Origin of the sequence: Lysinibacillus capsici (assembly GCF_020217405.1) — a bacterium.
GTDB classification, from domain to species: Bacteria; Bacillota; Bacilli; order Bacillales_A; family Planococcaceae; genus Lysinibacillus; species Lysinibacillus capsici.
The window spans coordinates 3,925,477-3,939,320 of sequence record NZ_CP084108.1; the positions used below are offsets into that span (position 1 = coordinate 3,925,477).

General features: G+C 38.5%; 12 protein-coding genes and 1 other annotated feature. Of the genes, 5 read left to right on the plus strand and 7 right to left on the minus strand.

The features are described from left to right. Positions 1 to 33 precede the first annotated feature (33 nt). Positions 34 to 816, minus strand: coding sequence for an enoyl-CoA hydratase (locus LCP48_RS19435; RefSeq protein WP_004230780.1), 783 nt, complete (start codon positions 814 to 816; stop codon positions 34 to 36). 138 nt (positions 817 to 954) lie between these two features. Between LCP48_RS19435 and trhO the strand changes: the two genes are divergently transcribed. Further along, complete coding sequence (trhO, locus tag LCP48_RS19440) at positions 955 to 1,926, plus strand: oxygen-dependent tRNA uridine(34) hydroxylase TrhO (protein ID WP_216486857.1); 972 nt, start codon at positions 955 to 957, stop codon at positions 1,924 to 1,926. 134 nt (positions 1,927 to 2,060) lie between these two features. On the opposite strand, the gene LCP48_RS19445 is transcribed toward trhO, so the two are convergent. Beyond that, entirely contained in the window at positions 2,061 to 3,710 is a 1,650-nt protein-coding gene (locus tag LCP48_RS19445) for an FAD-binding dehydrogenase (protein ID WP_202342636.1), read from the minus strand. Positions 3,711 to 4,105: 395 nt separating this feature from the next. Beyond that, positions 4,106 to 4,347, plus strand: a binding site (T-box leader). A 159-nt stretch (positions 4,348 to 4,506) separates the two neighbouring features. Here LCP48_RS19445 and serA point away from each other — a divergent pair. The 3 genes from serA (at position 4,507) to LCP48_RS19460 (ending at position 7,633) form a co-directional block, all read left to right on the plus strand. Beyond that, positions 4,507 to 6,120, plus strand: a complete 1,614-nt coding sequence (serA, locus tag LCP48_RS19450) for a phosphoglycerate dehydrogenase (RefSeq protein ID WP_009373435.1) — start codon at positions 4,507 to 4,509, stop codon at positions 6,118 to 6,120. A 96-nt stretch (positions 6,121 to 6,216) separates the two neighbouring features. Next, positions 6,217 to 6,720, plus strand: coding sequence for an RNA polymerase sigma factor (locus LCP48_RS19455; protein WP_225340465.1), 504 nt, complete (start codon positions 6,217 to 6,219; stop codon positions 6,718 to 6,720). Beyond that, positions 6,710 to 7,633 carry a hypothetical protein gene (locus LCP48_RS19460; protein WP_225340466.1) on the plus strand — a complete coding sequence of 308 codons (924 nt, stop codon included), beginning with the start codon at positions 6,710 to 6,712 and terminating at the stop codon, positions 7,631 to 7,633. The genes LCP48_RS19455 and LCP48_RS19460 overlap by 11 nt, the downstream gene beginning before the upstream one ends. A 43-nt stretch (positions 7,634 to 7,676) precedes the next feature. Here the strand turns inward: LCP48_RS19460 and LCP48_RS19465 are convergent, their stop codons facing one another. From LCP48_RS19465 to LCP48_RS19485, 5 genes are all read right to left on the minus strand, one after another. Next, complete coding sequence (locus LCP48_RS19465) at positions 7,677 to 8,465, minus strand: HAD family hydrolase (RefSeq protein ID WP_004230791.1); 789 nt, start codon at positions 8,463 to 8,465, stop codon at positions 7,677 to 7,679. Positions 8,466 to 8,597: 132 nt separating this feature from the next. After that, a complete protein-coding gene (locus tag LCP48_RS19470) occupies positions 8,598 to 8,846 on the minus strand; it encodes a DUF3006 domain-containing protein (protein WP_004230793.1) in 249 nt (82 codons plus the stop codon). Further along, the gene (locus tag LCP48_RS19475; protein WP_225340467.1) at positions 8,833 to 10,023 is read right to left on the minus strand and encodes an MBL fold metallo-hydrolase; all 1,191 of its coding nucleotides are present in this window, start codon (positions 10,021 to 10,023) and stop codon (positions 8,833 to 8,835) included. The genes LCP48_RS19470 and LCP48_RS19475 overlap by 14 nt, the downstream gene beginning before the upstream one ends. Positions 10,024 to 10,092: 69 nt before the next feature. Then, positions 10,093 to 11,439 carry a GntP family permease gene (locus tag LCP48_RS19480; protein WP_004230795.1) on the minus strand — a complete coding sequence of 449 codons (1,347 nt, stop codon included), beginning with the start codon at positions 11,437 to 11,439 and terminating at the stop codon, positions 10,093 to 10,095. Then, positions 11,440 to 12,579 carry a glycerate kinase gene (locus tag LCP48_RS19485; RefSeq protein ID WP_004230796.1) on the minus strand — a complete coding sequence of 380 codons (1,140 nt, stop codon included), beginning with the start codon at positions 12,577 to 12,579 and terminating at the stop codon, positions 11,440 to 11,442. It lies immediately after the preceding gene. Positions 12,580 to 12,744: 165 nt separating this feature from the next. On the opposite strand from LCP48_RS19485, the gene LCP48_RS19490 reads away from it, so the two are divergent. Continuing rightward, the gene (locus LCP48_RS19490) at positions 12,745 to 13,842 is read left to right on the plus strand and encodes a CdaR family transcriptional regulator (protein ID WP_004230798.1); all 1,098 of its coding nucleotides are present in this window, start codon (positions 12,745 to 12,747) and stop codon (positions 13,840 to 13,842) included. Positions 13,843 to 13,844 lie beyond the last annotated feature (2 nt).

Sequence of the window (13,844 nt, forward strand, 5' to 3'; positions counted from 1 at the left end):
AGTCAATGGTTTGCTACGCGCCTTTTATTATTTTTATTTGCCTACAAAGACAGGCGTTCTTTTCTCTACAAATGCATGAATGCCCTCGACATGATCTGTTGTTTTACGCATTGCAGACTGGCCCTCAGCCTCTAATGCTAAGATATTTTCTAGCTGTGGCATATTTTGTGCATGTAGAATTTTTTTCGTTGTAATCATGGAAGAAATCGGGGATGCAAGCATTTTCCCCACCAGCTGATCTGCCATTGCAAATACAGTGCCCTCTGGTGCAATATAATCAATTAACCCTGCATCTAATGCTTCTTTTGCTGTTAATACCTTACCCTCCCATATCATTTGTTTCGCTCTAACAGTACCTACACGCTCCTTCATGAAGAAATGACCGCCCCCATCTGGAATCAGTCCAATTCCAATGAAATTCATAGCAAGTTTACTATTTTCACAGGCTACAATAATATCTGCCCCTAGTGTTAGACTAAATCCTAAACCTGCTGATGCACCATGAACCGCTGCAATCACAATCATTGGTAGCTGATAATATGCCTTCACGATACGTGTCAGATAAACCATTGCCTCATCAATATTCAGTGGTTTGCTTTCATCTAGCATTGCTTTTATATCACCACCCGCAGAAAAGACCTTTCCTTCTCCACGAATAACAAGCACCTGAATATCTTTTTCCTGCTGTAGAGCCTCAAAGCATTCTGCAAGTTCACGCATCATGACATCATCCATTGCATTCATCGCCTGTGGACGATTCAATGTTAAGGTTGCTCGACGCTCTAATTTTTCTAATGTAATCGTTGAAAATTCCATCTCTATAACCCCCAAATATGAATAGTCATTCACTATGTATAATTCGTGTTTTTTTAGAAAACTCCTTCTCTCTAAGCAAAATTGCTCCTGTTATGCTATATTAAAGGACGAATATCGAGATAAAGGTGGTAACGTATTTTGACACAAAAAGACTATCGTGTATTACTTTATTATAAATATATTACGATTGAAGATCCTGAAGCGTTCGCAGAAGAACATTTAGCATTGTGTAAAGAGATAGGGCTTCTTGGTCGTATTTTAGTAGGTTACGAAGGTATTAACGGAACTGTATCAGGTACCATTGAGCAAACAGATGCTTACATGAACCATATGAAGGCAGATGCTCGTTTTAGTGATATTATGTGGAAAATTGATGAGGTTGAAGGGCATACCTTTAGAAAAATGCATGTACGTCCTCGTCGAGAAATTGTTCACCTCGGTTTAGAACAGGATATCAATCCGTTAGAAATCACAGGTGATTATTTAACACCTAAAGAATTTATGGAACAGATGCAAGATGACAACACAGTAATCATCGATGCCCGTAATGACTATGAATATGATCTGGGTCATTTCCGAGGTGCTGTTCGACCAGATATCGAAAACTTCCGTGACCTACCTGCTTGGATGGAGGCACATAAAGAAGAGTTTGCCGATAAAAAAATCTTAACTTATTGTACAGGTGGTATCCGCTGCGAAAAATTCTCTGGTTGGCTAAAACGCGAGGGCTATGGTCAGAGCGTAGGTCAATTACACGGCGGTATTGCTACATATGCGAAAGATCCTGAAGTAAAAGGTCAATTATGGGATGGTCAAATGTTTGTTTTTGACCGCCGTCGAAGTGTACCGATTAATCAGGTGGAACATGTCATTGTTGGGAAGGATTATTTCACTGGGGAGCCTTCTGAACGATACACAAACTGTGCAAACCCAGCGTGTCATAAGCTAATGCTTTGTGAAGAAAAACATGAGGCATTTTACATGCGAAGCTGTTCAGATGATTGTCGCCGCGCAGAATGCAACTTTTTCGTGGAGGAAAACGGTTGGACAAAGGAACAAGTTGAAGAACAAATTGCTAAGATTGCAGAGGTTCAAAAATCAAATTGTTAATCCCTTTCATAATTTAATTAAGGTAAGCATCGCTATGAGATTTCCGCTCAAAACCTCAGCATAGTAATCTTCAGCATTATCAATCCATTTAAAAAGAGCATCGTTCATCAAGACGATGCTCTTCATTATGCACTTTATCCTTGTCCTAAATAACGTCCTACCTGACGTCCACTAAATAAACAGCCACCAACAAATGTCCCTTCTAAAGCACGGTAGCCATGGACACCACCGCCACCAAAACCACTTACTTCACCAGCTGCATATAACCCAGGAATCGGCTGACCGTCCATGCCCAAAACAGCACCATTTAAATTTGTTTGCAAGCCACCTAAAGTTTTCCTTGTTAGAATGTTTAAGCGAACAGCAATTAAAGGCCAATTTTTGGTATCTAAAATTTTATGTGGCTTGGCAACACGCACCCATTTATCGCCAATATAATTTCTTGCTCCATGAATAGCGTTTACTTGCAAATCCTTCGTAAACTTATTGTCCATTTCCCGATCTCTGGCCAAGATTTGCTCTTTAATCTTCATGAAATCAAGTAGCTCATTCCCAGCAAGTTTATTCATTCCATCTACAAGTTCCTTTAGATCATGTGCAATTACAAAATCCTCTCCGTGATTTTTAAAAGCTTGGATAGGAGCAGGTGGGCCTGGTAAAATGCGTTTTAAAACATCACCAATGCTTTTGTTTGTTAAATCTGGGTTTTGCTCTGAGCCAGATAAAGCAAATTCTTTCTCAATAATTTTCTCCGTTAAAATAAACCAGGAATAGTCATAACCTGTTTTTTGAATCGCCTCTAACGTACTGAGTGTATCAAACCCTGGAAAGTTGGGTGCATGAAAACGATTCCCCTCTGCGTCAAACCACAGGGAGGAGGGCCCAGGCAATATTCGAATTCCATGGTTGGGCCATATCGGATCCCAATTTCTTAAACCCTCTGTGTAATGCCACATGCGATCACGGTTTACAATGCGTCCCCCGGCATGTTCCGTGATCTCTAGCATTCTTCCGTCAACGTAAGCTGGTACACCACATACCATATTTTTTGGAGGTGTCCCTAATCGAGCAGGCCAATTTTTTCTCACTAAATCAAAATTTGCCCCAATGCCACCACTTGCTACAATCACAGCTTTCGCTTGGTAGGAAAATTCACCGATTCCTAATCTCGAACTTTTTTCACCTCGATTAATAAAGGTTTCAGCTAGCACCGTTCCGCTAATTCCTGTAATCTCCCCTTCTTGCTGCACAAATTCATCCACACGATGTCTTGGCTTGAAGTCTATAAACCCTTCTTTCATAGCCTGTTTTACTTTATCTACAAATGGCTTTACAATGCCAGGACCTGTACCCCAGACAATGTGAAATCTAGGTACTGAATTGCCATGCCCTCCTGCCAACGAGCCTCCCCGCTCTGCCCATCCAACAACAGGGAAAAACTTTATACCTTTTGACTTTAACCAGTCGTATTTTTCACCTGCAGCAAAATCAACATATGCTCTTGCCCATTTATACGCCCAGGAATCCTCATCTTCTAAGCGATCAAAGCCTGCAGTTCCTTGCCAATCCTGCCATGCAAGCTCCTTACTATCTTTAATTCCAAGCCTTCGTTGCTCTGGAGAATTTACTAAAAATATTCCACCAAAAGACCAATATGCCTGTCCTCCGATTGAATTTTCAGGCTCTTGATCTACTAAAAGAACTTTTTTCTTTGCATCGATTAATTCACAAGCTGCGACTAATCCTGCAAGACCAGCACCAACTATTGCAACATCGTACTTCATTCTTACACCCCCAAATCAATCATCCTTAACTAACATTCTTCTCTCACAGTCTGTTTACCTTCTACTTTTTATATTTTTGTCTAAATTGTGACAAACAAAAACGTTCGCTTTCTTAGAACAAATCCATGGATAAACCCTCTATTTTATTCCATTTAATTCCCATATAATTTTTCATGCTAAAACTACACAGAAACTTGATACTATCGGACTTTGCAAATATCGTTAGCGCTTTCATTGTACTTCCCAAAAAGACGAACAATAATTAAAAATTATATACAAAATATTCGTTTTTAGTTATTTTTCAGACTTTTGAAGTCAGTATTTTTAAAGTTTTTAAGAAATATCGTTGACAAAGGTGAACAATAGGGATTATGATGTTAACAAATTTAATCACAAAAAATATAACGACGGAGACACACTAGTCGCAAGAAAATCCAAAGAGAGCTGATGGTTGGTGCAAATCAGTGATTTCTACGATAATAGTTCCACTCCTGAATAGATAGGCTGAACAACTTAAAAGTAAGCTTATCCGTCTCATGCACGTTACGCATATAGCTAAGACTGCCAGAATAAATTTTCCAGCAGTGATTAAGGGTGGTACCGCGAACCAAAGTTTATACAGCCTTTCGCCCCTTACAACACACTAATTGTGTTTGTAAGGCGTGGAAGGCTTTTTATATTGTTTTCGATTTAGAAAGGAGATTGTTTGTATGCTGTAAGATGTTCGAATTTTACAAATTTCAGACTGTCGTAGATAAAGCCATAACCAATTATGATAAAAAAGGAGCTAATTATAATGACTACTGCAACAAAAACAAGAACTATTAACGTATTTATCGCTGATCCACTAAGTGAGGATGGTATTTTCCCATTACGTCAGGAACAAGATTTAGATTTAAACATTATTGTAGACACAGGACTAGCACCAGAAGAATTAATCGCTAAAATTGCAGATGTAGATGTATTACTTGTTCGTTCTCAAACAACGGTAACACGTGAAGTAATTGAAGCAGCTAAAAGCTTAAAATTAATTGGTCGTGCGGGCGTTGGTGTCGATAATATTGACCTTGCTGCTGCTACAGAACACGGCATTATCGTGGTAAACGCACCAGATGGTAATACAAACTCAGCTGCTGAACATACAATTGCGATGATGACTTCACTTGCCCGTCATATTCCACAAGCTTTTAATACATTAAAAAATGGCAAATGGGATCGCAAATCTTATGTTGGCGTGGAGCTAAAAAATAAAACTTTAGGTGTTGTAGGTTTTGGTCGAATCGGTGTTGAAGTAGCTTATCGTGCAAAAGGTCAACGTATGAATGTTATGGCATACGACCCATTCCTAACAGATGAACGTGCTAAAGAATTAGGTGTAACAAAAGCAACAGTTGAAGAAATTTGTGTAGCTGCTGATTTCATTACAGTTCATACACCACTTCTACCTGAAACTCGCAACCTTATTAATAAAGATAAATTTGCGATGATGAAAGATGGCGTACGTATTATTAACTGTGCACGTGGCGGTATCATCAATGAAGACGATTTATACGATGCAATCGTAGCAGGAAAAGTGGCTGGAGCTGCTCTTGACGTATTTGTTTCTGAACCAGCAACAGATCATAAGCTACTGACTTTACCACAAGTTATCGCAACGCCTCACTTAGGAGCATCTACAATCGAGGCACAAGAATCTGTAGCGGTTGACGTATCAAATGACATCATTAAATTTTACAAAACAGGTACTGTAACAAATCCAGTAAACATGCCATCAATACCTAAAGAGCTTCTTGCACAAGTTGAGCCTTTCTTTGAATTAGCTGAAAAACTTGGTTCATTCCTATCACAAGTGACAACTGAGCCAGTCAAAGAAATCAACCTATCTTATGCAGGTGAAGTAGCAAACTATGATGTTCGTCCATTAACTTCAAATGCGTTAAAAGGTTTACTGTCTAAAAATCACGGTAATCATGTCAATGATGTGAATGCTCGTTACTTATCTGAACGTATTGGTATGAAAATTAATGAGCACAAAACAACAACAGCAAAAGGCTTTACAAGCTTAATTACTATTGAAATTACTACTGCTAACGAAACACATACTGTAGCGGGTACACTATTAAACGGTTTAGGTGCACGCATTGTAAAAGTAGAGGACTATGTTGTAGACGTCATTCCACAAGGCCACCTTCTTTACATTAAAAATACTGACAAACCAGGTGCAATTGGTCGTGTAGCAACAAAGCTTGCAGAAAAAGAAATTAATATCGCGACAATGCAGGTAGGTCGTGCACAGGTTGGTGGTACAGCGGTTATGATGTTAACGGTTGATAATGTTGTAACAGAAGAAGATTTAGTTTTTGTGGCACAGCTTGAAAACATTGATGAGGTAAAAGCCATTAACCTATAATTAATAATAGCAAGAAGCAGGGAGTCTCTACTCTCTGCTTTTTATTTTGGGAAAATGATACTTTTCTGTGGGTTCTTCGTCTTTAAAGAAAAGGAGGTGCACAGCTTGAACATAGAAGAAATATTTTACTTACATAATCACACCATTTTTAAATACTTATATTACTTACTAAATGACGAAAAATTAGCGGAGGATTATACACAGGAAACCTTTGTCCGTTATTTGAAACATCATCAAACAATAAAAGAAGGGGCTGATCTTGCTTGGTTACGGTGCACTGCGCGTAACCTTGCCTATGATCATTATCGTCGAAAAAGGATCATTCAGTTTGTTCCTTTTTTACAACAGCATGAAGAACAAGTATCACCTTCTCCTCATCAATGGCTGATGCAACGAGAAGATGCCAAAATACTGTATCTTGCCATTCGAAAACTAAAAATTACCTATCGTGATGTGATTATTCTGCGCAAAATAGAGGGACTATCCATTGAGGAAACCTCCAATATTCTTGGCTGGAATGAGGGGAAAGTAAAAAACACATTAAAACGAGCACTCGTCGCATTAAAAAAACAGCTAGGAGGTGAGATGGATGAAGAATGATAAGAAGACATGGCAACACTTAGATGATTTAACGTTATCTGATCAGCAGGAAAAAATAATATTACGCAATATGACAGAGCCTTCAGTAATTAATAAACAACTATCAAAAAATAAATGGAAAATTCCATCTGTAACATTGCTATTTATGGTAGTTCTTTCTTTCCTAATTTTAACTTTTGTTCAACGTCCGACTGATTCTCCTACGACAATGGATTCCTCCAAAGCCATCCAACGAGTCTACTTAAAGGAGAATCTGAACAAGGAAACCTTTATAGCAAAGGATTCTTGCCTTTATGTTCCTCAGCAATGCTATGCTCATTCAAAGGCTATTACACAGCTACAACAAAATTGGGACAACGCTTCTCCTATAACAATATCCGCTAGTCAATGGAAAAGTGGTACTAGCTATGATATTTTGATTCTCTATAATGACCATACACAAGAGAAATGGAAGGTACTCAATAACAAGATTTTCTTCAATGTTGAAACCCAGCAAGCCTTTCTGATTGAAGAATCAATTGACTCTTTACGCTATTTTTATGATGAGAAACGGTCGAAGAAACTGATTTTAGGGAACATTTTCATCCTACTTATGCATTTCATCCTATGGATTGCTAAAAAAAGAATGCCTTATACAGAACGTCGCTTTTTCGCTGCGACAGTTGAGCATGCCATTGCCAATGCCATCATGCTCGTATTGTTTGGAGGTATTTCATTTGGTATCTATCTTGTACAGCATACTATTCATGCAACAATTATTTATGGCCTTTTTTCACTCTACTCCTTTATGCAAATCTACTATCGTAAAAAGGCAGGTGAACCTCAGGGTTACTTAATAGCTAGCGCTCTTGTTCAGGTTTGTATAGGGATAGCTTTTACATGTTTATACCTTGGACTGAATGTCTATTTTTAACAAAAAATGTACTGCCTCCATGAAGGATCAGTACATTTTTTTACTATAGCTTACTTACAAGCTCCAACAACGCTGTCAAAGAGTCCACCTCATAGGTAGGTGTCACAGCCCCGTTGGCGATATTGCTTTCACGATTAATCCATACATTGCGCATTCCCACACGAGATGATCCTAAAATATCAGTATTAAGATTGTCGCCAACCATAATTGCCTCGTCCGCTGTAATACCTGCTTTCTCCATCACATACTCAAAAATAGATGCGTCCGGCTTCCCTTTACCAAAGTCACCTGAAATAATAATATGATCAAAATATGGGGCAATTTCTGGTGTGATTTCTAGCTTTAAATTTTGCAAACTTGGTGCGCCATTTGTAAGCAATACAAGCTGATATTTTCCTTTTAATTCATCTAACACTGCAAAAGTATCTTCGTATAAAAATGGCGCTACTTTACGCTCGGCTACAAAGCGCTCTCCCAGTTCCTCTCCAAACGCTGTATCTTCAATACCTAGAGCAGCTAACCCTTTTGTCCAAGCCGCTGCACGATAGCTAGGCACAATTTCTTTCATTTTTTGGAAGGAATCCGTCGAGTCGTCAAACGTTCCCCATAGACCTTCAAATGGATTGATACCAATTAATACCGTATAATCATATGTTTCATAACTCTCATATAAAGCACGTGCCTCTCGGCGAACAGCTTCCTCTAGCTCAGCAGGATTCACATTATGTACTGTTGCTGCATAGTCACATGTTTTTTCAAATGCAGTTTTGACTGATTTTTTATCCCATAGTAGTGTATCATCTAAATCAAAAATAATTGTATTTATCGACATTTTTGTCCGCTCCTAGCTCCTGATTAATACTACTATTTTAGCATATTTTCAAAATATTTAGGATAACTAATTACGTACAATTCCTCTATCTAAAAACAAGCTGTGCGTCAAATCTTCACAGCTTGTCTTCTATTAATTATGTTTATTACGCAAACGGTTCATTAAACTCTGAAGGTCTGCTCTTTTTTGTAGTGTTTCTTCTTGTAAAATTTCTATATGGTAAATACCATCTTTTTCTTCTATCTGAACACGATCACCTACTTGCACAGGCTTGTTCATGGCTGACTGTGAAATAATGAGTTGTTCCTCTTCTGCTGGAAACTTTAAAAAAACCGCATAGCCATCTTCAATACGATCCAATGTGTATTTACTCAAGCTCACTTACAAGTTCCCCTTTCTCATTGCGTAATTGCGCAGCATCTCCATCATTTAACCATATTTGTTTAGTTGTCCATTTCAAATAATTTTGCCCTTCCCGCGCATTGGTTCCACTAGTAATATAAATCGTTTTCCCTGGCTGTAAAGAAAGGTTAGGGAAATTATAAACTTGATGCCCTTCAATTGAAATAAGCTGCCAATCTTTTAAAGATACTGCGTGTTGTCCACTATTTTTAATTCCTACAATTTCAGTAACTAGATCCTTGCTAACGATTTCAATAGCTGTTGTCGGTTCTTCTTCTTTAGATCGTATATTACCAGTTGCTACACTAGAAGTTTCCTTACCGTTCACCGTATAGTTTACCCCATCTGTTGACACCGTAATCGTTCCTAAATCCGCAGTGGCATAGATTTTACTACCAATAGCCTGCAAACGGTCCACAATTTCTGCATGTGGATGTCCATACTTATTATCCTCTCCATAACTTAATATCGTGACCTCTGGTTTTACAGCCTGTATGAACTCCTCTGAGCTACTTGTGTTAGAGCCATGATGTCCCGCTTTTAAAACTGTTGCTTTCACATCATACTGCAACATTTCCTTTTCTAATGCCACTCCCGCATCTCCTGTCAATAAAAAAGAGACATTCCCATAAGTCATTTTTAAGACAATCGAGGCATCGTTATTGTCTGTAGCCTGATCATTGGCATTTAAAACTTTCACATTTACATCCTTATCAAATTCGATATCATCGCCGATTTTTGGCACATGATAAGGAATATTTTTTTCATCGATACGTGTCAGCATCTCTTCAAAGGTTTGCGATGTATGTACTTTTCCCGAATCATAAAATTGCTCAATCGTCATGTTATCTAATACAGAAATAAGCCCTCCAATATGATCAGCATCTGGATGTGTTGCTACTACAATATCAAGCTTATTTATCCCAAGCTCTTTTAAATAAGAGACAATCTGTTGCCCTGCGCCCTTCACTCCCCCATCTATTAGCATCGTTTTACCACTTGGTGATTCAATCAGTATAGAATCCCCCTGTCCTACATCAATAAAATGAACCTGCATTTCATGACCAGCTGTTACTAGGATTTTCTCTGTCTTGACTGCCTCGTTACAGCCAGCTAATAAAAAAATACAAAGGAGTAATACTATTATTTTTTTCATCTACTAACTTCCTCTCTATTTTCCTATTATACAAAAAGAGAGCTAGCCATGGGCTGCTCTCCTTTTACTTTAAACAAATATCCACCATAAAATCATCGTAATAATAATGCTCACAAGCCCTTGGAGTAATGTGGCCACCGTTTGGGCTTTATAGGCTTGTGTTACTTCCATACCACTATACTGCGTAATCACCCAAAAGAAGCTATCATTCACATGGCTAACTGTCATTGCTCCTGCACCTATTGCCATCACCACTAATGCTAATGGTACCGCTCCATCAATTCCCAATGTCACAAGCATTGGGGCTACTAAAGTAGATGTAATCACAAGAGCTGTTGTGGAAGAACCTTGAGCCGTTTTCAACGCTGCTGCTACTATAAACGGCACAAGAAGGAATAATGTACCTGAGGCAAACATACCTAAATCCATTTCTTGAAGCATTTCTCCAACACCAGCATTTTTTATAACAGTTCCAAACGAACCACCAGCCCCTGTTATAAGTAAAATTGGTGCTGCTTCTTTTAGACTTTCGCCAATCCAACCTGTTAATGTCGTTTCATTGATTTCAGGTAATAATAAAAAGGCTGCTGCTACACCTAAAAATAAGGCCACTGTTGGAGAACCTAAGAATTTAAAGATGGTATTGAAAGTCGATTCCGTATCACCAACTAATGCTGCTATAGAACCCAAACCAATTAACACAATCGGCAGAACGATTGGTAAAAATGCTTTAAATGTTGAGGGCATTTTACCAAAGGATTTAATGACTTCCTCATAATCTAATGCCTCTACCTCATCTTCAGGAACGCGAATTTTTGTCGCCACTTTTACTGACCATAGATAACCTACGAATGTCGCTGGTATCGCGACTAGTAAACCAATGACAATGACTGTTCCTAAATAATCAGCTGCGCCAATATTTCCTGCTGCTGCAATAGGCCCTGGAGTTGGTGGTACTAATACATGCGTCGCAAATAAGCCAGTTGCTAAAGCTACTGCCATAGATGCAATCGTAACATTGGCTCGCTTTGCTAATGATTTTTGCAAGCTAGATAAAATAATAAAGCCAGAATCACAAAATACTGGTATGGATACGATATAGCCAATTAAAGACATCGCTAATTGCGGACGTTTAGGTCCTACAATTCTTAACACTACTTCTGCCATTCGATAAGCAGCACCTGATTTTTCTAATATTAAGCCTATAATAGTACCAGCAATAATGACTAAACCAATACTTGTCATCAAGCCTCCAAATCCAGTATTAATACTTTCCACTACTGTCAATAATGGCATACCTGAAGCAATGCCCACGAAGAAAGCACTGATTAATAAAGCTAAAAACGGATGAAGCTTTAACTTAGCCGTTCCTAAGACAACAAATAATACCCCTATTAATATAATAATGAACAACATCTAGTCATCCCCCTTTTGTAAGTAACGCTCTATCATTCTTCTTGTTTTTAACCGAATAAAGTGAGCAGGTTCTTGCATTGCCTGCTGCATACCAATCTCTTCATCTACCAATGACTCAACAACTGTAAAATACGCTTGTAATGCTGCATTTGCCTTTGTATCAATTCCTCCAGACAGCAGCATCGACTCTACATTCGCTTGCTTTGCAGCTCTCGCTACACCTAATGGTGCCTTACCATGTAATGTTTGGAGATCCGATTTCCCTTCACCCGTTATCACTAACTGTGCTTCTGCTAAATGAGCCTGAAGCTGTACAGCGTCCAGCACAAGATCAATTCCTGCATGGAAGGTTCCTTTTAAAAAAGCGATTAATGCACCCCCCATTCCCCCAGCGGCTCCCGCACCTTTATAATCATGTAATCGTATAGTAAATTGAGCTTCAACAATATCTGCAAAATGCTTTAAACAACGATCAAATTCTGCCACCTGGTGTTTTTGAACACCCTTTTGTGGACCAAAGATGGCAGTGGCTCCTCGTTCACCAATAAGCGGATTATCCACATCACAGGCAATCGTAAATGTTGCTTCTGCTAATCTAGTATCTAGTAGACTCATATCTATGCCATCTAATTGCATAAGGTTAGAAACACCAGCCTCAAGTTCCAACCCTTCCGATGTTAAGAATCGCACACCTAATGCTTGTAACATACCAGTACCCGCATCATTTGTAGCACTTCCACCAATGCCAATAATAAATTTTCTAAAACCTTGATCAAGTGCGGCTTTAATTAATTGTCCTGTGCCATAAGATGTAGCTAGTTCAGGATTTTTCTCATTTTCTTGTAACAGCATAATACCAGATGCTTGAGCCATCTCTATTACACAGGTTACTTGATCGCCCAGTACACCATATTGAGCCTGGATAGCTCTTCCCAATGGATCAAGCACAGTTGCTGAGCAATATCGACCATCTGTAGAGGCAATAAGTGAGTGCAGTGTACCTTCACCACCATCTGCCACTGGTAGTATAATTGTTTCAATTGAATGATCCACATCTAAGATTCCTTTTTGCATTGCCTTTGCTACTTCAACTGCTGACAGAGTACCCTTGTAGGAATCTGGACTAATGATAACTTTCATGTTATACCTCCACTTATGTCGTCCATTGACATTTACGTAAATTTTCATATCCCTAAGTTAAGCGCTTACAATTTATTATAATGACAATAAATTCAGAAAACATTATAATAAGTGTACAATTTATCTGTCATATAACAGGCTGTTTTTTATGCGAGGTGTATAAACATGTTGACAAAAAAATTAGCAGAAGACATCGTCCATCAAACGATGTTGCGCTTGCGTCACAATATTAATGTTATCAGCCCAAGTGGGGTCATTTTAGCTTCTGGAGATAAAATGAGGGTGGAAAATATTCATGAAGGTGCACTATATGTAGCACAGACAAAAGAGACTCTAATTATAAATGAGGAAAATATAGCACTTTATCCAAACACAAAACCAGGCATCAATATGCCAATTATGTATCAAGATGAGGTTGTAGGTGTTATAGGTATTACAGGAGATTCAGACGATATGCTTGAAATTGCTAATCTCGTTCAACTCACAACAGAGATTATGGCCCATCAAGCGATTGTTGAATCTAAAAGCGAATGGCAACGAAAGAATAACGATTACATATTTGAAGCACTCGTTCATGGAAGTAAGCTAGACGGAACCTTAACTGAACGGATTCAGAAATTACCATTTGCTCTTTCGGGCCCTTTTCAGGTGATTTTAGTGAGCTTAAATGAAGCATCCTACGCAGAAAATACAATACCTTTCTTTTTTGAGGATCTATTTTACAAACAGCCTATTCTTGCTGGTCATAGCCAATTACAGGAATACTATATCCTACTAACAAGTTGTATGGAGCAAAATTGCCGTCCTATTATAAAAGCACTGCGTAAGCAGAAGCAGAAACTTCCCTCCCTTCAAATTGGTGTAGGGCCTGTGGTTCAGCATTTATCTCAGCTTCCCTATAGCTACCAAGGTGCCAGAACAGCTCTAAAATTTGCTGCCATCCATAATGAATTGACGTTTTTTGAAGATGTCGAGTTATATTCCCTTTTTAAACCTCGTGAATCGGAGGAGGTACAAGCATTTTACCGTCGTGTACTCAAAAATTTAGACGCTAAACAATTGGAAACATTACAATCGTTTTTTGATTGTAATTTACAGCTAAAGCATTGTGCTCAGCAATTGAATATTCATCGACATACACTTACTTATCGTTTAAATAAAATAAGGGAATTAACAGGCTATGATCCGCAATACTTTGAGGATGCTGTTCTGCTAAAAATGGCCTGTACCTTGCGAACACTACAAACAATGAAGGCAATCTGAAT